The sequence below is a fragment of the Shewanella sp. 0m-6 genome (assembly GCF_052977325.1).
The window spans coordinates 111,658-133,377 of record NZ_JBRIMD010000010.1; the positions used below are offsets into that span (position 1 = coordinate 111,658).

19 protein-coding genes and 1 pseudogene are annotated in these 21,720 nt (G+C 42.4%); 4 read left to right on the plus strand and 16 right to left on the minus strand.

The window, feature by feature from the left end:
• Positions 1 to 326: 326 nt before the first annotated feature.
• From ACVBJC_RS10045 to ACVBJC_RS10080, 8 genes and pseudogenes are all read right to left on the minus strand, one after another.
• Positions 327 to 2,510 carry an OsmC domain/YcaO domain-containing protein gene (locus tag ACVBJC_RS10045; protein ID WP_447160692.1) on the minus strand — a complete coding sequence of 728 codons (2,184 nt, stop codon included), beginning with the start codon at positions 2,508 to 2,510 and terminating at the stop codon, positions 327 to 329.
• Positions 2,511 to 2,772: 262 nt separating this feature from the next.
• Positions 2,773 to 3,018: a hypothetical protein gene (locus ACVBJC_RS10050; protein ID WP_447160691.1), complete on the minus strand. Its 246-nt coding sequence runs from the start codon at positions 3,016 to 3,018 to the stop codon at positions 2,773 to 2,775.
• A 325-nt stretch (positions 3,019 to 3,343) separates the two neighbouring features.
• Positions 3,344 to 3,991, minus strand: coding sequence for a flavin reductase family protein (locus tag ACVBJC_RS10055; protein WP_447160690.1), 648 nt, complete (start codon positions 3,989 to 3,991; stop codon positions 3,344 to 3,346).
• A gap of 11 nt (positions 3,992 to 4,002) precedes the next feature.
• Positions 4,003 to 5,655 (minus strand): annotated as a pseudogene (locus ACVBJC_RS10060) (cryptochrome/photolyase family protein).
• An 11-nt stretch (positions 5,656 to 5,666) separates the two neighbouring features.
• Positions 5,667 to 5,825 carry a DUF2256 domain-containing protein gene (locus ACVBJC_RS10065; RefSeq protein ID WP_442530498.1) on the minus strand — a complete coding sequence of 53 codons (159 nt, stop codon included), beginning with the start codon at positions 5,823 to 5,825 and terminating at the stop codon, positions 5,667 to 5,669.
• Between the two features lie 120 nt (positions 5,826 to 5,945).
• Entirely contained in the window at positions 5,946 to 6,203 is a 258-nt protein-coding gene (locus ACVBJC_RS10070; RefSeq protein WP_447160689.1) for a DUF3081 family protein, read from the minus strand.
• 214 nt (positions 6,204 to 6,417) lie between these two features.
• The gene (locus tag ACVBJC_RS10075) at positions 6,418 to 7,623 is read right to left on the minus strand and encodes an ankyrin repeat domain-containing protein (protein ID WP_447160688.1); all 1,206 of its coding nucleotides are present in this window, start codon (positions 7,621 to 7,623) and stop codon (positions 6,418 to 6,420) included.
• Between the two features lie 200 nt (positions 7,624 to 7,823).
• Positions 7,824 to 8,225 carry a ribosome recycling factor family protein gene (locus ACVBJC_RS10080; RefSeq protein WP_447160687.1) on the minus strand — a complete coding sequence of 134 codons (402 nt, stop codon included), beginning with the start codon at positions 8,223 to 8,225 and terminating at the stop codon, positions 7,824 to 7,826.
• Positions 8,226 to 8,730: 505 nt separating this feature from the next.
• On the opposite strand from ACVBJC_RS10080, the gene ACVBJC_RS10085 reads away from it, so the two are divergent.
• Together ACVBJC_RS10085 and cspE are read left to right on the plus strand one after the other, a co-directional pair.
• Positions 8,731 to 8,919: a hypothetical protein gene (locus ACVBJC_RS10085; RefSeq protein WP_447160686.1), complete on the plus strand. Its 189-nt coding sequence runs from the start codon at positions 8,731 to 8,733 to the stop codon at positions 8,917 to 8,919.
• Positions 8,920 to 9,260: 341 nt separating this feature from the next.
• A complete protein-coding gene (cspE, locus tag ACVBJC_RS10090; protein WP_447160685.1) occupies positions 9,261 to 9,470 on the plus strand; it encodes a transcription antiterminator/RNA stability regulator CspE in 210 nt (69 codons plus the stop codon).
• 441 nt (positions 9,471 to 9,911) lie between these two features.
• Here cspE and ACVBJC_RS10095 read toward each other — a convergent pair whose 3' ends face one another.
• Both ACVBJC_RS10095 and ACVBJC_RS10100 read right to left on the minus strand, forming a co-directional pair.
• Positions 9,912 to 10,040: a hypothetical protein gene (locus ACVBJC_RS10095; RefSeq protein ID WP_447160684.1), complete on the minus strand. Its 129-nt coding sequence runs from the start codon at positions 10,038 to 10,040 to the stop codon at positions 9,912 to 9,914.
• Positions 10,041 to 10,297: 257 nt separating this feature from the next.
• Complete coding sequence (locus ACVBJC_RS10100) at positions 10,298 to 11,383, minus strand: DUF3083 family protein (RefSeq protein ID WP_447160683.1); 1,086 nt, start codon at positions 11,381 to 11,383, stop codon at positions 10,298 to 10,300.
• Positions 11,384 to 11,904: 521 nt separating this feature from the next.
• On the opposite strand from ACVBJC_RS10100, the gene ACVBJC_RS10105 reads away from it, so the two are divergent.
• Entirely contained in the window at positions 11,905 to 13,911 is a 2,007-nt protein-coding gene (locus tag ACVBJC_RS10105) for a methyl-accepting chemotaxis protein (protein ID WP_447160682.1), read from the plus strand.
• A 123-nt stretch (positions 13,912 to 14,034) separates the two neighbouring features.
• Here ACVBJC_RS10105 and ACVBJC_RS10110 read toward each other — a convergent pair whose 3' ends face one another.
• From ACVBJC_RS10110 to ACVBJC_RS10135, 6 genes are all read right to left on the minus strand, one after another.
• The gene (locus ACVBJC_RS10110) at positions 14,035 to 15,225 is read right to left on the minus strand and encodes a GGDEF domain-containing protein (RefSeq protein ID WP_447160681.1); all 1,191 of its coding nucleotides are present in this window, start codon (positions 15,223 to 15,225) and stop codon (positions 14,035 to 14,037) included.
• A gap of 251 nt (positions 15,226 to 15,476) precedes the next feature.
• Positions 15,477 to 16,478: a DUF2955 domain-containing protein gene (locus ACVBJC_RS10115; protein ID WP_447160680.1), complete on the minus strand. Its 1,002-nt coding sequence runs from the start codon at positions 16,476 to 16,478 to the stop codon at positions 15,477 to 15,479.
• Positions 16,468 to 17,583: an HlyD family secretion protein gene (locus ACVBJC_RS10120; protein WP_447160679.1), complete on the minus strand. Its 1,116-nt coding sequence runs from the start codon at positions 17,581 to 17,583 to the stop codon at positions 16,468 to 16,470. Before ACVBJC_RS10120 ends, ACVBJC_RS10115 begins: the two co-directional genes overlap by 11 nt.
• A 607-nt stretch (positions 17,584 to 18,190) precedes the next feature.
• Positions 18,191 to 18,439 (minus strand): DUF3297 family protein, encoded by a 249-nt coding sequence (locus ACVBJC_RS10125; protein ID WP_447160678.1) that lies wholly within the window; start codon positions 18,437 to 18,439, stop codon positions 18,191 to 18,193.
• Between the two features lie 192 nt (positions 18,440 to 18,631).
• Positions 18,632 to 20,281 (minus strand): phosphoethanolamine transferase, encoded by a 1,650-nt coding sequence (locus tag ACVBJC_RS10130; protein ID WP_447160677.1) that lies wholly within the window; start codon positions 20,279 to 20,281, stop codon positions 18,632 to 18,634.
• Positions 20,282 to 20,397: 116 nt separating this feature from the next.
• Positions 20,398 to 20,790: a hypothetical protein gene (locus ACVBJC_RS10135; protein ID WP_447160676.1), complete on the minus strand. Its 393-nt coding sequence runs from the start codon at positions 20,788 to 20,790 to the stop codon at positions 20,398 to 20,400.
• Between the two features lie 217 nt (positions 20,791 to 21,007).
• Between ACVBJC_RS10135 and ACVBJC_RS10140 the strand changes: the two genes are divergently transcribed.
• Entirely contained in the window at positions 21,008 to 21,535 is a 528-nt protein-coding gene (locus ACVBJC_RS10140; RefSeq protein WP_447160675.1) for an acyloxyacyl hydrolase, read from the plus strand.
• Positions 21,536 to 21,720 lie beyond the last annotated feature (185 nt).

Here is a 21,720-nt window from a genome sequence, read left to right on the forward strand (position 1 = left end):
GGCTCTTGCTAGTTTGTCTCTTGCTAGTTTGTCTCTTGCTAAGAGATTATTGCTAATAGTTTATGGCCGTCATATTAAGACAATTTAGATAAGATGAATAATTATGATATTTTCTGATAACAATAACTTTTTGTTATTAAGAGTTGTACTCAATCTTGCCGATGCAACCTATCCTGACACTGGGTCCGTATCAGCAGCATAAACAAAAAAGCGAACCTTCTGTAAAATACAAAAGATCCGCTTTCAACTATCTTATTACTATTGTTTTAAGCCCAATATGGCTTAAACAGTATAAAGACCTATCACTTAGCGATTAAGACAGGGCTCTACTGAGCCGCTTTCGCTCGTGCACTGTGCAGCTTTTTATAGCTTTCAATCAGTCTTAGATGTGGCTCGATGCCTTCAAGCGCCATGCTGGTTTTAGTTAAACCATAAAAACGCACGTCACCATTAACAGTACCAACGACATTATTCATCACTTCTTCACCAAACATACGCTTGAAGTTATAGATGAAGTGTTCAAGCTCAAGCTCTTCGTCCATCTCAACTTCAAGCACAGCACTAACCGCTTGATAGAATAAGCCACGCTCAACCGTGTTGTCGTTAAACTGTAAGAAACTATCGACTAGCTCCATCGCCTCTTCTGCGGCGCCAAGTGCTAGATAGATTAAGATCTTAAGCTCGATAATAGTTAGCTGACCCCAAACGGTATTTTCATCAAACACAATACCAATCATGGTGCGAATGTCGGTGTAGTTATCTAGCTGACTTTCTTCTAAACGATTCACTAAGTCCACTAACTCTTCATCACTTAATGAGTGCAGATTTAAAATATCTTCGCGGTACTCCAGCGCCTTATTGGTGTTATCCCAAATCAAGTCATCAACTGGATACACTTCAGAAAAATCAGGTACTAGCATACGACATGCTGACGCACCTAACTGGTTAAACTCAGCGGTATAAACCTCTTTACCTAAGTCAGCCAAAATGCCAAATAAGCTGTCAGCTTCTTCCTGGTTGGTACCAGAGAAATCCCATTCGCAGAAATCAAACTCTGCATTGCTGCTAAAGAAGCGCCATGAAATCACACCGGTTGAATCGATAAAGTGTTCAACAAAGTTTTCAGGCTCAGTTACCGCCATGCTGTTAAAGGTTGGCTTTGGCACATCGTTCAAACCTTCAAAGCTACGACCTTGCAATAGCTCGGTTAAGCTGCGCTCTAACGCCACTTCAAAGCTTGGATGCGCGCCAAATGAGGCAAATACGCCACCGGTTTTCGGGTTCATTAAGGTCACACACATCACCGGGAATTGACCACCTAATGATGCATCTTTAACCACTACCGGGAAGCCTTGCTCTTCAAGACCATTAATGCCAGCTAAGATACTTGGGTACTTTTCGAGTACTTCCATTGGCACTTCTGGCAGGACAATTTCTTGCTCGATGATTTGGCGTTTAATCGCACGCTCAAAGATCTCTGACAGACACTGAACCTGCGCTTCTTGGATATTGTTACCCGCGCTCATACCGTTACTTAAGAACAAGTTCTCAATCAGGTTTGATGGGAAGTAAACCGTCTCGCCATCTGAATGACGGGTGTAAGGAATAGTACAAATGCCGCGGTCGATATTACCCGAGTTGGTATCAATCAGGTTAGAACCCGCAAGTTCACCTTCTGGGTTATAAATGTCTAAGCAGTATTCATCAAGCATACCAGCAGGTAATGAGTCGTCGTCTTCCAACGCAAACCATTTTTCGTTCGGGTAATGTACGAACTCGCTATTAGCAATCTCTTCACCGAAGAACTGATCATTGTAGAAGAAGTTACAGTTTAGACGCTCGATAAATTCGCCCAATGCCGAACATAGTGCACTCTCTTTCGTCGCGCCTTTACCATTGGTAAAGCACATAGGTGATGCCGCATCACGAATATGTAGCGACCATACATTAGGAATAATGTTGCGCCATGATGAAATCTCAATCTTCATGCCTAAATCGGCAAGCATTCCAGTCATATTAGCAATGGTTTGCTCAAGTGGCAGATCTTTACCCAAAATATAGGTGCTAGCATCGCTATCACTTTGCCCCATCAGCATTGCATTGGCATCTGCATCTAGGTTTTCAACAGTTTCAATCTTAAACTCAGGGCCAGTTTGTACCACTTTTTTCACGGTACAGCGCTCAATTGAGCGCAAAATACCTTGGCGGTCTTTATCTGAAATATCGTCTGGCAACTCAACCTGGATTTGAAAAATCTGGTTATAGCGATCTTCAGGATCAACAATGTTGTTCTGCGACAGTTTGATGTTCTCTGTTGGAATATCGCGAGCCTTACAATACACCTTAATGAAATAGGCCGCACACAAGGCAGATGATGCTAAGAAGTAATCAAATGGACTCGGTGCAGAGCCATCGCCTTTATAGCGGATTGGCTGATCGGCGGTGACGGTAAAGTCATCGAACTTGGCTTCTAATCTCAAATTATCGAGAAAGTTAACTTTGATTTCCATTGAATATGATTTCCACTTTGTTGCGAGCGTTGCCCTTGGCACAGATATCAGCCTGTCACACAAGCATCTAGCTTAATTGTGGATCCAGACTGGGTATCAGCCCTGAGGCCAAATAAACGAATTGGGGGAATTATCGGTGTTTTTGGCGCATTAGTCTTGGGTTAATTACACAAAAGCTCAGATTCACAGCACTGACATCTAGAATAAGCATTGTCAATCAGTATCAAGCTGCGCGCTCATCGAGTTTTTTGCTTCCCAAAGCTTATTGATTCTTATCGGCCTCGCGCTTCACTAAGATAAACGTGAGGTACATTTTCGTCGGCAGTGACAGCACCATGCCAAATGCCACGCAAACGGCACTAATGATAATCCCGGTTACGCCCATAGCGTGGATGGTGTCGTTGAAGTTATGCAGGTAAATCCCAAGCAAGATTAAACATAACCCAATTCCGATACAGGTTTTAAGAATTAAGATTAGCTTTTGGTCTGTGACTTGACTATCTGACACCACGTCGCTCCTTACAATCAGCCTCTTGTAATCAGCTGTTTGCAATGAAGCTCTTGGCAATAAACCTTTTACACTAAACAATGTATGATTATGGCGACACGGTGTTTTTTTGTGCTGATGTAGATCAAGTTTAGTTAAGCTAGCGCTAATTAAAGCTCACTCTGTACAACCGCAAAGCCCTCAATATAAAACTGCAAATAGTCTCTAAGCTGTTTGTTAAAGCTATTTATTCAAGCTACTTGATAACTCGACTTGTGATGGCTGGTTAACCAAAGGCTATCTAATAACTTCACGATTAAAGACCTTTAGCTAAAAGAACTGGCGATTAATGGCCATCTATCGGCAGCGTTACCAAGGCTTTATCTGGCTTGGCATAACTTAAACGTGCCAACCTTTGTGTTTGGTGATAGCTATCAAGCCCTGATACCGCAACACTTTCCAGCGCTTCAATATCAATATAGCCATCGTCTTTTAGGCCTGACTCATCAACCATAATATGAGTGATTTCGCCTATCACTAAGATAGTACCGTTAATTGCCAGTGGCATTATCTCTCGTAGGTCAAGCGAGAATTTAAGCTGACTTTGCGCAACAAAAGGCGCCTCAATACCAGCAACAAATTCAGCTGATAGACCGACTTTATCGAATTCTGACACCTCTTCGGCATAACGCGCTGAAGTCTGATGTGCCTGACGATAAATATTGGCTGACACATGGTTAATGGTATAGCAGCCCATTTGCTCAATATTACTTAACGTATCGCGCGGTACGCTATCGGGACGAATAACCATCCCCATCAGTGCTGGGCTAGCGCCGAGATGAAAACACGAGCTAATTATCGCCACATTGTTATGTCCGTCTTCACTTATCGTTGCGACTAAATTGGCGCTTTTAAATCCTGATAAACTATTAATCAAGCGTGCGCGCACGCGTTGCTCCATCTGCTCAATGTCGTCAAACCCAATATGTTTCATTATCAATATCCTTATAAATTGTCGATATGGGCGAGTAAATGCTTAGCCCGCTGTAAAATAAGTTGCTGTGTTTGCTCTGGCTTTTTCAGCCAATTGGCGTAAACCATACGTGTGCGTGGATTAGCGCTGAAGTCATCAATATGCTGCTGCAAAAAATGCCAATACAGCGCATTAAGTGGGCAAGCATTATCGCTATGACTTTGTTTAACCTCGTACTGGCAACCACTGCAGTAATCACTCATTTTATTGATGTAGTTACCGCTCGCGGCATAAGCTTTAGAGCCCACAATGCCGCCATCGGCAAATTGACTCATGCCACGGGTATTCGGCATCTCTACCCACTCGATAGCGTCGATATAAATGCCAAGATACCAAGCGTCCACTTCATCAGGATCGATACCGGCGATTAAGCAAAAGTTTCCAGTAACCATTAAACGCTGAATATGGTGGGCGTAGGCATAATCGAGGGATTGTTTAATCGCGTGCTGCATACAGTTCATTTTAGTGTCGCCATCCCAAAACCAGCTTGGCAACTGACGATTAGCAGCAAGGTGATTAAGACTGGCGTAATCTGGCATATTGGCCCAATACACGCCCCTTACAAACTCGCGCCAACCTAGAATTTGCCGTACAAAACCTTCAATTTGCGCCAAGGTGATGGCGCCATCACTTTGCTCAAAGTAGCCAATGGCAGTGTCTATCACTTGTTGTGGGCTTAACATTTTAGCGTTGAGCGCAAACGACAACCGCGAGTGATACAGGCTCCACTGTTTTTTGTATTCTGTAATCGTGACTTGATCTATTTTGGCGCCTGAACCGGGTGCTAGCGCTAACTCGCCCATGGCAGGCGCTGCGGTCATGTCTAACTCATGAGTCATCGCATCTTGAAAGCGGCCAAAATTGACCAAGCAGTTCCGACAAAAAAACTGCAATAGTTCATTAGCTTGTTTGCGTGTAATCGGCCACAACAGCTCTTTGTGGGCTGCACCAATAGTGGCGACATGATGGCGCTCTAGCCTACGCAATATGGCGCTGACATCGTTAGCAAACATCAGCGGCGCTGGCACAGCGTCAAAGTCGTTTTTTTTAAGCTTCTGCCGATTATCAGCATCATAATTCCACTGGCCACCAGCGGGTTCATCACCTTGCATTAATAGATTAAAACGGCGGCGCAGCTTGCGGTAAAAGTGCTCTAAGCGATGCTTTTTATCTGCTGAAAAATAATCACGAAGTTCGGCATCTGCCAAATAAAAGTGCTCGGTTTCAAACGCGAGACTGGTAATCTCAAGCGAAGCAGCAAACTGCGACAACTGCTGACGCAGCCGATATTCATCAGGTAATTAATACTGAAACTCATTGATTTTATTCTGGTTAATTAACGCAGCTAAAAGCGCTGGTAAGTTCGGATACTGTGCAGTGTCATCAAGAGTAAGGTGCAGCACCTGGTGCCCTGCTTGTTGTAAGGCTTTTGCAAAGGCCTGCATCGCAGCAAAAAAAGCACACACTTTTTGCACATGATGCTTGGCATAATCAGTCTCTTGATGCAGTTCGGCAATCACATACAAGGTCTTATCATCTTGCTGCTGATACCATGAGTGAGCGGCGTTAAGCTGATCGCCTAAGATCAACCGTAAAGTGGTAAATTGCTGATTATGTTGATTCATACATCATTCCTTTACTGCAGAGCATCTTTGTTTTTTAAGCTCTGCTTTTGCCCTGCGCAGCGCTTAGAGCAATACTTAACCTGCTGCCAGTCTTTACGCCATTTCTTGCGCCAGCTAAATGGTCTTTCACAGACTAAGCAGATTTTTGATGCCAACGGATTATTACTCAATATCAAATTCCCTCCACTCAGTCGCTGGCAAAATCAACCCACAGCGCTAATAAACACTAATACGCACAGGTGAGCGTTACAGATTACTCTTGCTAACCAAATGGCGAGCTAAAATATAAGCTATTGCGGGGAGTTGAGCTGCCTAAAGCGTTTTTCTATAAGCAAATTGAACTCATTGTAGGTCAGCCGCTTTTGATACTCGTAAGCAAAACGGCCGTGAAACAACAGCGTCATCACTAAGTCTTGATAGCCTAAATAACAGGTATAACCATCAATATCATGCCAAGCCGTTAAGCCATCTAAATGATATTTATCATCACGTTTTGTGCCGTTAGTAACCAAATGATTAAAAACGAAAAGATATTTTGATAAAGACATAAATAACCCTTGAAAAGCTTTGGTAGTCACAGCGCTAATAACACGCAAACCACTTCCTTTGGTTGCAGTGATGAAGGCACTGATTGGCCTTTACTGGGTTAAATACGCATATACCGTCAGTCTGGTTTACAGTTTATTGCCTCATAAAAAAGGGATAAGCCGTAAAGCTTATCCCTTTAGTTCATACTGAACCTATCAATATCGAAAACGACTATTACATCGCCTGCTTTAGCATTTCAACAATGTCTTGATGCTCACGGTCTATAGCCAAATCCATTGCGCTTGAGTCATGAATATTCTGATGATGCATCGTCTTAGCAGCACCATTGGCAAGCAGTAACTCAACAATCGCAGTACGTTCATTATAGTTACCAATAACAGCATGGATAAGTGCAGTGTTACCATCGTCACTGAGCGCATTACAATCAGCGCCAGATTGCAGCAATAATGCTACCACCTCGGCTGTGCTGTTGCCGGCGGCGGCCATTAGCGCGCTTTCACCTTCATCATCTAAGCCGTTTACATCTGCGCCCTTTGATAACAGCAGCTGCATCTTTGACAACATACCGTTTTGGCTGGCGATATTAAGCGCTAGCGTGCCATAACTTCCCGCTTGATTAGGATTAGCACCCGACTCAAGTAGTAAGCTAACAATCTCAAGCGTACTTTTTTGGACCGCATGATTAAGCGGTGTATTCTTGTACCAATCGCCCTGATTCACGTCAGCTTCATTAGCTATCATTTTGGCTACCACTGCGGCATCTTTATCTAAAATAGCCTGAATAAGTGCAGTAAAACCATTGGCATCTAGACCATCCTTATCAAAACCATGTTCATCAAAACGATCATGGCTTTCATCGTCATCGTCATCGTCATCGTCATCAAAGTCATCGTCGTCTTCATCATAGGCTTTTTCATCATAGTTATAGCCTAAATCAGCGCCACTCCCCGGTTCACGCCCTTCAATGTAGTCGCTCAAACCTGGCCAATTTCCACGGTCGCAAAAGTCGTTGAACTCGACAATAGACTCGTTAGGCGACTTATCAATTAGGACTTCTAACAACTGAGTTGACCACTTTAAGGTCTCAATCGGTGCGCCTAAGCAGTTATGATGGAAAACAGCGATTTGCGCGGTAACATTATTCGCAGCAAAGGCGTCAAGTAACATGTTTGCAAGTGACTTTATCTCGTCAACTTCGCACTCAAGGCTGAGTAATAACAAGTGTTTTTCAAGTCTAAACGCATAAATATCGTCATCCAGATGATCAAGCTCTGGGATCAACATTTTTATCGCGTTATCGCTCGTGGTATTTAGCTTGATACAGATAAAATAAGGCTCATCATAACTATCTAGCCCGGCAAGATGCTCACTTAGTACATCGTCTAGCGTTAATCCATCGAAAATATTACTGCTAAGCATGTAAACCTCATTTTTGATTCATGTCTAAAGCGAACGCATCTTTATACTGACTAACATTAAAAATACACGCCAAATTTTTTGTAGACTAGTCCCTCGCCACAACAAGTGCAAGCCATTATTTTCAATGAAGATATTTAAAGTTACAAACTGCTTTGCTGAACAATTTAAAGGCGAATTTTGCAAAGAAAAATGCCCACGGTCTACCAGCTATCAGCCTCAAAACGCGCGGTTCTGGCCTCAGCCATGGTGCAATCAGTCATGTGCATCAACTCGGCTAAAGTGATGTTGGGATCTTGAGTGATTAAACGAGCGAGCTTTACAGCTAACGGCTCCAACTTATCGGCATGGCTCAATAAGCCGGTATCCACTTTTCGAATAAGGTAAGCAAACTCGCTACTACCAGCGCTTAATTGCACAGTTTTTAGCTGCTGACTAAAGGCCTGGATTTGCATAGCATCACCGCTTATCCCCCAGTTTCGAGAACGGCGCACACGCTTAAGCTCACAAGTAAATTGTTTAGCAACGGCTTGTGCTTGCTTTACCGCTTCGCGGCCAATTCGATGGATGAGCGAGGGAAGCGAGATAGTAATCTCATGTTTCATGGTGGTGTTTCGAGGGACCTTAAGTATTAATATCAATTAGTATAAAGATGTAATCGCTCAGCGAGAATTTAGCGCTTCAGAGGCAAGGTCATTAACGACTAAGCTATTTTTTCAGCCCTGAATCAAAAACTCAAGTGCTGTGCTTGTAACTGCTCTTGCAACAATTCTTACGAGTGCTCTTCAACAATGCGTTTAGCAATGAACAGGTAATGCCAACCAAACAAAAGTAACTATCGCTATAACCAACTGACTCCATACTATCTTTCAAAAAGACACTAACCTAACGCAAAACTCAGTGATTTATATCGCCACAATTTAAAAACAAAACCGCTATTTATCTTGCGTTTGATGTAGATCAATAACCGCCTACGCTTTTTCAGGTCATATAAAGGTGAGCAAGATCACAGGCAGCGCTTAAGTTTATCTCACAGAGCTCACACCATCGTGACATTGCGATGTTAAACAGCCGCTTATCATCATTAAACCTACAATATAGAGGTACCCTATGGAGCTACTACCAAATTGTTATACCGACTTATGCGTCAACGGCAAATGGTTTCACTACGATCATGGTACCCACTCAGTGTTCATGCTTAATGGCAGTAAACCACTGACGTTTGAGTTAAATTCATTGCCCTCAACTGAAGATGAACTCGAGATGCATTTAACTGCCATATCTTCAGAACTTATCTAAGCGCATCCAAAGCAAGCTTAGCGCTTTGCGGCTTGCCCATCACCTGAAAAGGCTCCGTCTACAGTATGAGAAACGTTGCCATTTTTTATGATAATTTTATTGATATAAGTAGAAAGTTAAAAATAAGTATGGACAACGCTCAATTATCGCGTAGTATCTACCTCGCTCTGCTATTGAGAGTGATTAATGAAAAATAAGTAAAAAGTAAAATCTCAGAATTCCTTCGTTATTGTTGTTATCCTCAGTTTTCCCTTATATTCATCATCACATTAAATAATTCAATTTTTCAGTGCACCGCATACTGCGACAATTTTTATTAATTTAATATTAAGGGACACATAATGTCTAATACAACTGGTATCGTAAAATGGTTTAACGAAGAGAAAGGTTTTGGTTTCATTACTCAAGACAATGGCGGCGCTGACGTATTCGTTCACTTCCGTGCAATCACTTCTGACGGCTTCAAGACTTTGGCTGAAGGCCAAAAAGTATCTTTCGAAGTAGAGCAAGGTCAAAAAGGCCTGCAAGCAGCTAACGTAAGCGCGCTGTAACTTCGTAAGTTGACGTAAATGGTTTTATACCATTTACGTCATTTAAAACTAACGCCAATAACACTGACGTTAAAAATCAACTTCAACAAAAAACTTTAATCCAAATTTATACTGTATCTGCGAAAACATTAACATTTCAATCATCTGCTTGTTGTATATGTCATTACGTTTCTGAATCACTTCGTTATATTCTTATAAATACAAATTAAATAAAAAAATAAGACTTATTTTAAGTTTTGCTTATTGTTAAGTCATTTTTCAAAAAGGTTAACTATGTCTCGTACATCGGGTCCAAAACGATTTTGGTTTCACCAATCTAAAAAGAAATCAGCACACACTAAAACAAACAAAAAAAGGTAATAAATGAGAGTAAATTTTAATATTTTTAAAGATAACATTTCTTGGAATGCACTAATCCACCAGCTAAATGGTGATGTACTATTACGTCATGTTCTCGTCAAGGGCAATGTCGTAGATAGAAATATAGACTTTATCTATTGTGATGAAACCTGCCAAGGTAAGATCATCAATGGCAATAACCAGCTTATCGGTAACTTTTCGACCACTCATTAGTAAGACTCGTTACGCAAGTTCAAAGTCATCAATAACGCTCTTAAGCCCTCCCCCACTTTAAGAGAAGCACCAGCCTCTATTTAGATCAATAATCTTTTTAGATCATCAATCTGTATTGCCGCTGTGGTAACCCGATGTAAAGAGCCTTGCCTACCATAGATAATGACACCATTTAGGTACACAAGACTCAACATATCACGCCAGGATTTAAGCGTGTTTTACTATATCAGCAATAAGACTGGCTCAGCAAAAGATCAGCTCAGCAGCTGCTCAGGTGCTTGATAACTAATATGTTGGTGGAATCGCACAATCAGCTCATCACGAGATTTGTCTAACGCCAATTCAGACGTGAGGCTCCTTAGCGCATCTTCAACTCGGTTCAAGTAGCGCCCAAGTGCGCCATCTTTACAATCATTAACGCCAGCGGCAATCGTAAAGCTAACCATTTCGACTAAGCGGCTACCGTCCCAATGACGAATAAACTGCTGCTCTTCGATATTAGGGTCAAAACCAAGCATTTGCACTTCGTCAGTGCCATCAACTAGATCGAATTTACTGTTACGCACAAGCGGGGTTAGCCCATTTGCAACCATGGCAATTCGTTTAAGCTGTTTGGCTGAAGCCGCCTGAATAAATACATCCTCAAGCTTCTGATACAGAGGCGTAAAGTCATTGCTCGGTTCTGGTAATATGGCCTGCTTAAGCTTACGGCTTAATGGTAGTTTGACCGTAACATAGCATAATGAACCGTGATCCTCTGGAAGCGGGCATTGTCTTGCTCTATACCTATCGCTGATTGAGCGTAGCTTATAACCATAACTCTCTTTATTGCCTTTCGCTTTAGCGAACAGATCATATGAAAGGTGCTGATGATCGCGAATTTTGATTTTTAGATTTTGCTCTGGTAACTGAGGCATCAATTTGGCAAGGAAGGTCTGCACCTTAATATGGAAATTAGCAGAGTTACTGCGAATTTCGTCACCCGTAGCCAAGAATACAATCCTAATTTTTCTTGCTCGGTAATCATCTTTACTATGAAGGCTTTGCGCTTCATGATATTCAGGATTGTAGAAGAATATGATCTGCTCTTCGGTTGGAAAGCAATATGCTTCAGCATGAAAACGCACCACAGGTAACTTATCGTTAGTGATCACATGAAGGTTATATAGCTCCTCTTGCTCCCCTAACGTAAAAATAGTGCGACTAAGAGACTCGTAACATGTTTTGTAATCCGGAAAATGAGCTAGCAACGCATCTGTTACTATGATCTCTGCAGTAATGTACTGATTGGCTCGAACGCCCTTGGGAATGTACACTTTCTGCTGATGGCTAAGGGACATAAATACTCCTTGTATTAAGTTAACCATATATATCTTGGTGCCAATAGTAGCGATATTTTTTGACAAAGATACTACGATAGAACACTCTTTTTACTAGTTAGAAACATAATACGCTTTGAATCTGATTTATTTCTTAAAATCGATATATAAAGACATTTCAAATAGTCATTAAATCCGCCAAGTCATATCCAATTAAATAGCCTCAAATACGCCTATTAACGCTCATCCTGTAACTATTACGCTATAACTATCACTCGGTAAAAAGTGTATTCAAATTTTAATCTATCAAGGTATAAGCAACTCTAATCACAAAAACACCAACAAAACAAAAGCGATACAAGTCACCATTAGCCACAACCGCCATTTACCATCCAGTAACAAACATTTAATATGCGGTTTATTGAAAGTTGTAGAGCGTGTTTAGAATGCAGAAGTCTTCTCTTAAAATAAAACTGTTACTAACGACTGCCTTAATAATAGTGTTGTCATTACTCCTTATTACTTGGGTCGGCATTACGTCAATGCAGACGACGGCTACGGAGTCACAGCAGTTGTCGGCAGATAGTTTACAGCGCATTACTCAAGCTAAACTGGATGAAATTGCCGCCAAATCAGCCGTCATTATTGAAAGTCGTTTAAACGGTGCATTTATGGTGCCGCTAACCTTAGCTGAGCTATTAGCCAGTAGTTCATCACATGCCGATGGCAATGTATTCTCCCGAGTTCAGGTTAAGTCGCTTAACCGACAATTCCTCAACGCTAACTCTCAGGTGAGTGCCATATACAGCCAGTTTGAACCCAATGGCTATGATCAAATTGATAGCCAATTTAAAGGAGATTTAACCCATAGTTCTGATCAAGGCACGCTTGAAATCTATTGGGTGAGAGAAGATGGAGAGTTAGCTTTTTATCCTGTCGACGATCCAGATGAAAAGTACCTAGATACCAGAGATGAGTTTGGCCAGCGAGAAGCCGAGTGGTATTTATGCAGTAAAAAGACCGGCAAGCCCTGTACTATAGAGCCTTACTGGTATGAGCTAGAGGGCGGAGAAAAAGTTCTAATGACCACCTTAGCGGCCCCCGTGACAGCCGGAGGTCAGTTTAGAGGCTTAGTCGGAGTAGATATAAACTTACCCCTATTACAAAAAATGATTGTGGCAATCGCCGCCGATCTCCCGCAAGCACAAGTCAATCTATTAAGTGAGCAGCAGCGCTTAGTGGCCAGCTCTAATCACAGCAAACAGTTGAACCGCCCACTGACCGAGGCCGACACACAACTGGCAAAAGAGTTACAGACTGCAAAGGTAAACAACCCTGACTATCTGACCACAGTAGCAAAAATCAATATTAGCGCCTCTAATACCGAGTGGACATTAGTCATCCGCCAACCTAAAGCTGTGGCACTGGCTGATAGCCAAACCTTGATAACGCAAATGAAGCAAGCAACAGAAGCAACAGCAGTAAAAATGGTCACTTACTCGCTGATTGCACTAGGTCTGGCTATGGTGCTGTTATATCTGTTTGTTAACAGTTTTGTGAAGCCCATGTCACAGATGGCGCAAAAGTTCGATAGCCTATCTAAGAGTGATGGTGATTTAACGCAAACTCTTGATATAGAAAGCCATAAAGAGCTCATCACCATGGCAAGTGGCTTTAACGCGTTTGCAGAAAAACTAAAGTTGATGGTGTTATCGATAAAAGGCCAGTCGAAACAATTAACTCAAGAAGCAACCGAACTGTCTAAAACCGCCCTAGCGACCCGAGTCGCCACTGAGAACCAGAAGCTCGCCACCAGCAGTATAGCCGCTGCTGTAGAAGAGATGTCGACCACGTCAAATGAAGTGGCAAATTTAGCCACCGATGTCTCTAACGGCGCAGGGGAAGCATTTGAATTTTTGAAGAACACTCATGGCAGTGTCGAAAACACGACTAATGAAATTAATGCACTCGCTGGCGAGATGAGCGTTGCATCTGAGCAAATCGCGCGAGTTTCTCAGCAAAGTCATAATATCAATACCATATTAGAAACCATTCGAAGTATTGCCGAACAAACCAATTTATTGGCATTGAACGCAGCGATTGAGGCTGCGCGAGCCGGTGAACAGGGACGTGGTTTTGCGGTTGTGGCTGATGAAGTACGCACTTTAGCTGGGCGAACTCAGGCATCTACCACTGAAATAGACAGCTTGATTAATAGCTTACAGCACGATGTTAGCCTTGCAGTTGAGCAGATAGATGCCAGTCAGCAACGAGTTAACCGAACCGCCAATGAAACTCAACAAAGCTATCAACAGTTAAGTGAAGTCACTGAAAGAATTAATCAGATTAATTCCAGTGTGCTCCAAGTCGCGACAGCGGCAGAGCAACAATCTGCCGTCAGCGTGGAGATCAGCGAGAAAATCACTCACATCAGTGACTCAGCTGATGAATTATTAGCGCTCGCAAGTGAAGTGGACTTAGTCAGCGACAAACTACAGAGTGTGGTGAATGAGCTAAATGAGGACCTGTCGACGCTAAAAGTTGAATAGTAAATACCTTATCAACTGAAAACAATAAGGCTCACCGTTTACGTGAGCCTTATTCGTATTGCTAGGTATCGAATACGCTGGTCACCATTACGCTCAGCCTCAATACCTTGCTATAACAGCTTATTAAGTACAAACCTGATTGCGGCCTTTCTTCTTCGCTTTATATAGGGCAACGTCAGCTCGCTTCATGGTTTGCTCAAAGTTTTCACCGCTTTGGTGCTCAGCAACACCAATAGAGATGGTGACACTCACCATTTTAGTTTTTTGCTGGGCCTTACCACGTGTGGCTTTTGATTGGCTCTTACGCTTCTCATCTCGCAGCACGATATCATATTCTTCTATCGCCTCGCGCACCTCTTCAAGGTAATCAAGCGTCGATGATGCGTCTTTACGGGGGAAGATAATGGTGAACTCCTCACCACCGTAACGGAAAGCCTTGCCACCACCGCGAACGCCGCCGATTTTACTCGAGACCAGCTTTAACACCTGATCACCCACATCGTGGCCATAGGTGTCGTTGAACTTCTTAAAGTGATCGATATCCAGCATCGCCACACTGTATTTACGGCCAAGTGAAAGCACTAAATTATATAGCGCGCGACGCGAGGCAAGCCCAGTCAGTTCATCGCGATAGGCTAAAAAATAAGAGTCGGTCAGAACCGTCAAAATGTAAATAGTGGCTAATGCCGTCATCGAAATAGACTGCGGCAGTAATGCAGGCGAAATAAAGTGTATAGCCCAAAGCACCAAGGTAATGAAGATGGAGGTGTTAACTAAGTTTGCCTGCCAAACCCCACGAATAAACACTAACGCGACGCAGAGATACAATGGGGACTGTATGCGAATATCTACATTCAAGGGTTCAATAAGATAAGAGTCCAGCTCCGTCTTAAATTGTGTGTTAGCCCAGATCCAAACGAAAGCAACCAAAAAGCTCAGTATTATCCCAAGCCCTCTCACCAAGCTATGTGGAGACAAAAGCCCCCTGTCTTTAATGAAAGCAAACCAGGTGATGGTGAACGCTCCCCCCAGCAACAGCAGATCCGAATGCTGACTCACTGCTAGCTTGCCAAAGAAAACACCCGACGAACACAGATAGTAAGCCAGCATTAACAGCGCCAGATACGCTAAGCGACTTCGGTTAAATTGCAGTGCAATCACTATCCCGGCAGGGAGCAACCAAAAAGGAAGTTGTTCAATCCTCCCTTGCCAAACCTGCAGCTGAGCTTGATAGATCTCACTCATCATCAGAGCCAGCGCAGTGAATAGAAGAGGGATAAAGAAATAGCGGCAACTATGGTAAAAAGCAGACAAAACAAACCTCTATATAAATCTAATTAAATGCATAACACTGCAATGACAGGGTTAAATAATCAGCTCAATAAGCAACATCGAGTCATCGAGGTAAGTAAAGAGCAGCTGAACATAGCCCTATAAGTCGACACTTTTTGAATAAGATGAAGCCAAGCGCCATTATACTCGCAACAAGGGCGAAATAACGGACTTAGGTACCAAGTTAATGCCGCCGATGACATAGGGCGAATGGATAGGCGCTATATGGCTAGCTAGGATGCTTGCTCGGTTTTAGTCTGAGGTTGAATTAACTGCAATATAATCAAACCCAGCATCACCGAAAATAAAATAGACCCAATTCGAATAAAATCATTATGCAGTGCATAACCCCCACTCTCAGTAATGCCTTTATAAAGCAAAATCACATAGCCACAATATAAGACTTGAAAATTATTGTTACTAGCGTGTTTTTTCATCGCATACATCCCCATCAACATGGCACAAACGATAGCGATGCCTAACTGCACGATAATGTTAACTTCAAAGGCTGCTGCCAACAACGGAGGTAAAGCAAACAACAGCCCAACACTGTTCATGATAAGACGGTTAATACCATAGCTTACCCCCTTCATCGGGTTAGGGTCCTTAATCACATTCGTTAAAGTGATCGCCATAAGTGCCGCTTGAGATAAGTTTAAGTCGATAAAGACCCACAAAAAAATAAATGAGCAAGCGGCTTTAAACAAAAGGTGCCAAATCTCCGTCTGCGCCGCCCCCTCTGGAACGGTTTGAGTTGTCGCGATAACCTCACCGCCAGGAAATAATAGAAAGGCAATACAGACCGTGAAACCGGCATAGATAAGCTCTAAAAATAGTCCTTTAGGCAGTTGAGTGATATCAAGCCCTTTTTGGCGGCTAAATACCGTCACTAACACCAAAGAAAGCAGCATAAACGAAGATACGATATCCGCTGGGTTTTCACGCGCCCTTTGCATGCACCAATAGAAGGTAACAAACAGTAACAGATAATAGATTAATGGGTCATCAAATAGGTATAGGCTGATTTTACCCTGTAGCCAAGTACTGACAAACAAGATGACACCTAGCTTTAAAATCATTTTTGTAGATGGCATTTGTGAACTGATGCAAAATAAAACCGCCACCAAAGCGGGCCCGAGTAGTGGTAGACGAGTACCGTAAAAATCCTGCCAATATAATAATAAAACAGGAAATACAGCCAATCTTATCAGCGCATTGGCTCGGCTATGAAACATAGGATAAGTAGCTCCAAGTCCAAGTCCATATATCCAGCAGCGTTTCACCCATCGTCGACTGCCCAGGATAAAAACTTATCATGGCTCGAGCGCCATAACGCTGCGGTAAGGCACTGGCCTCATGTCCGAGATTGATATTGACCGGAAAACGTTGCGAGTGTTGCAAGCCATCAGGAGAGATCAATAATCCCGTCGTTTGATCAGTTTGTAAATTGCCATTACCACTGCTGCCCCAACCTATAGATTGCACCTCACCACGAAAGGTTTGGCCGGGATAGGCATCAAATACGATTTTAACTGGAGTACCCGGTTTCAGATAAATGAGCGAGTTCTCCCTCAGCATCGCGGTGATCCAAGTGTGCTTGTTATTGATAAAGGTAATTAAAGGGTGGCCCGCTACGGCAAAGTTACCCGCAGCCAAATTAAGGTGAGTAATCACACCATCGCCAGGTGCTTGCAGGTGACAATATGACTCCTCAAGTAGCGCTTGATGGAGCTGATTTAGCGCGCTTTGTAGTTGAGGATTATTTTCTCCTTTTGGTCCAAGGGCTTTTTTTGAGCGTTCAAGCGCAGCCTTAGCTTGCACGACCATTGCTTCGGCATCTTTAAGCTGATCTTGACTGTCATCTAAAGATTGTTTGCTGATCACCCCTGTGCGGCCTAACGCCGTCATTCGCTGAGTATGTTTATAGGCATTGTCACGTTTTATTTGGCTAGCCACTAAGTTGGCTTGAGCCTCTTGGATCCCCGCCGAATCCGCCCCTAATGACAAACTCGTTTGCTGCAAGTGCAGACGAGCTGCGGTAACTTTTAGTAAAAAAGGCGCATTGTCTAATTCAACTAGGGCTTGCCCCTGACTGACCTCTGCATTATTGACCACAGATACCTTGTAAATATCAGCGGAGACTTGAGGAGTTATTTGGATCAATTGAGCGTTAATTCTGGCGTGATTATTCATGGGAGTCACACGATCAGCCCACAGCGTATAAATCCACAGTAAAAAGACCATAACTAATAAAATCCACGTGACTCGCTTAGAAGAGGCAACCGTTTTTTCCTGAGTATTTTCGGAAGCGACTTCTGCTGTATCTTTATTTGTTGGCATAATTGTTCATCTTTATTGTATGAGGAGATTGGTCTAGCCGATACACCCATAGCTGAGTCGCTGAAGCGGAAATGGTAAGCATAGGTAAATGAGCCTATTTGAAATATAGTTCAACATTAGCCTAGCTGAAGTGAAGAGAAGCAAAAGTAGTTACTATAAGATGCAAAGTAAGGTGTAAAAAATGTCCATCCTCATAAGCCATAAGCATTGTCCATAAGCATTGATATCTAACTAAAAGTGGCCGTTACCCCCATCAGATTATGTCAGCGTGCTGTCATTGACTAAGCGCAGACACAAGGGTTAACGCCTGTTTATATTGAGTTCTAGACGGGTACTGGTATGAGTTTCAGATTAAGGTTGAAATTAAGGTTTAGGTTGAGATGGAGATTTGAATGAATACTATCTTGTCGCTGTAGAGCGCAATATTGAAGGCAATGTTGCAGTAGGGAGAGGCTAAATAAGTTAAGAGGCTATATTATGTTAGGTGCCCATAAATGACAAAAAGCCTTGCCGCTTAAAACATCAGTAAACTAATGTTTTAATTAAAGACAAGGCTCAACATTTTAGCTCAACATCTCAGCCCAATATGATGGGCAGTTGATTGCGTTTATTTATAAAACGCTTCAACCTCACCCTTAACGGTAACCATCAGCGGTTGACCGCGACGGTCTAAGGCCTTGTGTGATGGAACTTTTACCCAGCCTTCGCTGATGCAGTATTCTTCAACATCAAAACGCTCTTTACCGTTAACCTTGATACCGATATCGTGCTCAAAAATAGCTTCCACATGATGCGGGCTACGTGGGTTAACAGAAAGACGATCAGGTAAAGTCGGTTGCGATGTAGTGTCAGTCATAATCCTGGCCTGTAGTAATAAAATTGCAGTAAATAAAAAGTGCGCTATTGTAGGCAATACAGGCCTAACGCTCAATAGCGGTTGCAATAAATGTTAGTGGACTCTCACTCATATTCAAGAAAGCTTATCGCTTCGCTCTCTCGCACTACAACGTCTCTAACGCTCACCTAACTTGCAAAGACAAAAGCCGACCTACTGTTTACACTGACTAAATATATCTAAACTGCTTTGGTACTCACGGGTTTCTACCTCCATCATGCCTAGCACCGAATGGAAAAGGTTATCGTGTGAATATGGATGACTCTTAGCCGCTTTTTCTAAACAGGCTGCATTAATATTTTTTGACTCTTTAAAGCCAGGTGACATCCACAGCATAAGAGGCACTTGAGTTTGATAGTCAGGGGCAAAACGATACGGCATACCATGTAAAAACATGCCATTCTCACCAAGGGACTCTCCGTGATCTGATATGTAAATAAGTGCTGTATTATAGTTTTTTTCTAGCTTTATTAACGTGGCAATCGTATTACTGAGCACATAGTCTGTGTACAAAATAGTATTGTCGTATGTGTTAACAATTTCTTCTATGGAGCAGTTTTCAATATCGCTTCTGGGGCAATCAGGGGCAAACGTTTTCATCTGTTCAGGGTAACGTTTGTAATAGGTTGGCCCATGGCTTCCTATAAGATGAAGCACAATCATTCGATTACCATTAAGAGAGCTTATATCTTGCTCAAATGTATCTAATAAGGCCATGTCGAAACATGTGGTCCCATCGCAAAACTCGTTAATTTCGGCACGTTCTATGGTGACCTTATCAATACGGGCTGCAACGTTTTTATCACCGCCATCATTTTCCTTCCACAATAATGAAATACCGGCACGCTTTAACACATCTAACAAATTATCTTGGTTATCAGCAATACTGCGATTGAACTCTTTTCGAGTCATATTAGAAAACATACAGGGAACAGAAACCGCTGTTGCTGTGCCACATGAACTTACGTTTTGGAATGAAATGATATCAAGCCCACGGGTATATTCATTCGTTTTTCGCGGGTAACCGTTAAGTTCAATATTTTGCGAACGGGCTGTTTCACCGATAACCAGCACCGTTAATGTCGGTTTGGTTTCGGCCATGATAAGCGCTGAATCTGCCTGCTTGGCATCTAAGCCAATTTGGCGATACACGATAGGCTCAGAAAAATAAGTGTCTTTAATATATCCAACTGAACTGTAAACAAACTGCGTCGGGATCACTAACTTTTTCAGATAGCGATTGTTACGCCCAACAGATGAGTAGTCTTGGTAGTAAAGTGCTGCAATAACCGCGATAACCATTAATGACAGCAGCATAGAGGTTACTTTCATCATTAGCATTTTCGCTGGGCTTTGCTTTATTCCTACAGGCACCATGAACACAATCAGTGCAGGTATGATCCCCATCAAAAATACCCAAAGCGTTGAGTAAGCGCTAAAGTAAGACCCTGCCTCACTGGTATCTGTTTCCGCTATATTAACTATCATATTGTAGTCAAATAGCGCGCCATAATTATAACCGGCGTAACTCACCATACTGGAAAGTATTAATAAGATAATAAAGAAGGGTTTGGCTACAATTGGCCAACTCAGTAAGTTAAAAACAAACACTAACACTGAGCAAAAAAATACCGGCAATGAAACAACAAAACCGAATTTAACACCATCAATTTGATTTAATACTTTATATAATTCAGCATATATAGGGATATTAATAACTAATGAAAAATACAGGGCCAGAGCAAAGCTAAAAAATGCGTAGGATATGCCGGAACGGAATAATTTACTGAAAGCAAGTTTCATATAACATCCCGTTACCTATAGAACGAATAGAGATATTGTTCTAACCTTTTATCACTCAAGCTCCTTCTTAAAGTCACAATACCTCCACGAAATTCAAGTATTAAAAGATTAAGATATTAAAAGACAAATGAAGCTCTTAGCCCCACAAAAGTACCTTTACCTTCATCGACTCTAATAACCGGTGACAAAATATACTGATCAGTTATATATGCACCGACGGCAGAGCCAAGGGCATGGGATGCAGCGTCTAACAATGCATTTTCAGCCGTATTTTCATCACGGCTGTATTGGTACAGTTCCGCCAAGCCGCCAGCGACAGCACTAACGGTAAAACCCACCCAGGCACGATTCTGTTCAGGCCAGTAGTAATCGCTTACAACCACCATTGCTCCTGCCGCGACCATGCCTCCGGCAAAATGGCTCACCTCACTACTAAAGCTGTTGTTACCTTGCGCCTTAGTATCGAAGGAAAAAAGTAACAGGCCCAATATGAATACAATTCGTAGCATTATCATTCTCTTTATCGTCTGTTTGTTTTGTCATTTTATGCTCTGTGTACAGTGTAGCAGCTGATAAGCAGATTGAATTTAGTTACACAAATAGGGGCGATTCACATAATAAATCATTCCCCGCCTCCCATACTCAGCAAAACAAACTAACCTTTATTATTACCAACCAATGATAGTCAAAGACATGGTGAAACTCGCAGGGTTCAAGTTGAAAGCAATGGCGACATTACTGTTATCAACACTTCCATTCACTTGCGCTGCAAGCTCTGGGCTCGAGTTTTCCTATGGCTATATTCCGGCAAAAAATGAGCGCTACGATTCAGGGGCAAGCTGGCGCTTATCCTACTTACAAGGTATAGACACAACCGATACCTTCTTAGATAACTACGGTATTGGGTTAAGGCTTGAGTTATCAGTACAGCGCTGGGAGGACAATTCCCCTAAGAGCAAGCATGAGAGCAATCATGTTTTTAGCCTTAATCCCATTTTTCAGTATCAATGGCACTTTAAACCAATGAGCCTCTACCTAGAGCTAGGGATCGGTGTCGCTTACGTCAATAACACCCTATATCTAGACCGTGATTTAGGCTCCAACTGGCTATTTGAGGATAAGCTCGGATTAGGACTAATTGTGAATAAGCATCATAGAATAGGCTTATCTTATAGCCATTATTCGAATGCAGAGCTTGCGAGCGCCAATGATGGTGCAGACTTAATCGGTATCAGTTACGGCTACACTTGGTAGGTACGCTTAAGTAGATAGATATGATTAAGTAGATATGCTTTAGCTGGTAAGCATTCTTAAGTAGACAGGTATGCTTTAGCTAGTAAGTATTCTCATAACAGATAGGTATACTTTAGTCGCTACCCCATTAAAACGAATGACCGTTTCACCTAGCATCCATTACCCTCCCCGAAGTTTATCGTTTA

Coding starts and splice junctions, on each gene's coding strand:
- ACVBJC_RS10085 (WP_447160686.1), top strand. CDS start 8,731: ATGGAGCTACTACCAAATTGTTATACCGACTTATGCGTCAACGGCAAA.
- ACVBJC_RS10055 (WP_447160690.1), bottom strand. CDS start 3,991: ATGAAACATATTGGGTTTGACGACATTGAGCAGATGGAGCAACGCGTG.
- ACVBJC_RS10095 (WP_447160684.1), bottom strand. CDS start 10,040: ATGAGTGGTCGAAAAGTTACCGATAAGCTGGTTATTGCCATTGATGAT.
- cspE (WP_447160685.1), top strand. CDS start 9,261: ATGTCTAATACAACTGGTATCGTAAAATGGTTTAACGAAGAGAAAGGT.
- ACVBJC_RS10125 (WP_447160678.1), bottom strand. CDS start 18,439: ATGACTGACACTACATCGCAACCGACTTTACCTGATCGTCTTTCTGTT.
- ACVBJC_RS10080 (WP_447160687.1), bottom strand. CDS start 8,225: ATGAAACATGAGATTACTATCTCGCTTCCCTCGCTCATCCATCGAATT.
- ACVBJC_RS10115 (WP_447160680.1), bottom strand. CDS start 16,478: ATGTTTCATAGCCGAGCCAATGCGCTGATAAGATTGGCTGTATTTCCT.
- ACVBJC_RS10100 (WP_447160683.1), bottom strand. CDS start 11,383: ATGTCCCTTAGCCATCAGCAGAAAGTGTACATTCCCAAGGGCGTTCGA.
- ACVBJC_RS10120 (WP_447160679.1), bottom strand. CDS start 17,583: ATGCCAACAAATAAAGATACAGCAGAAGTCGCTTCCGAAAATACTCAG.
- ACVBJC_RS10070 (WP_447160689.1), bottom strand. CDS start 6,203: ATGTCTTTATCAAAATATCTTTTCGTTTTTAATCATTTGGTTACTAAC.
- ACVBJC_RS10135 (WP_447160676.1), bottom strand. CDS start 20,790: ATGCTACGAATTGTATTCATATTGGGCCTGTTACTTTTTTCCTTCGAT.
- ACVBJC_RS10045 (WP_447160692.1), bottom strand. CDS start 2,510: ATGGAAATCAAAGTTAACTTTCTCGATAATTTGAGATTAGAAGCCAAG.
- ACVBJC_RS10105 (WP_447160682.1), top strand. CDS start 11,905: ATGCAGACGACGGCTACGGAGTCACAGCAGTTGTCGGCAGATAGTTTA.
- ACVBJC_RS10130 (WP_447160677.1), bottom strand. CDS start 20,281: ATGAAACTTGCTTTCAGTAAATTATTCCGTTCCGGCATATCCTACGCA.
- ACVBJC_RS10075 (WP_447160688.1), bottom strand. CDS start 7,623: ATGCTTAGCAGTAATATTTTCGATGGATTAACGCTAGACGATGTACTA.
- ACVBJC_RS10140 (WP_447160675.1), top strand. CDS start 21,008: ATGGCGACATTACTGTTATCAACACTTCCATTCACTTGCGCTGCAAGC.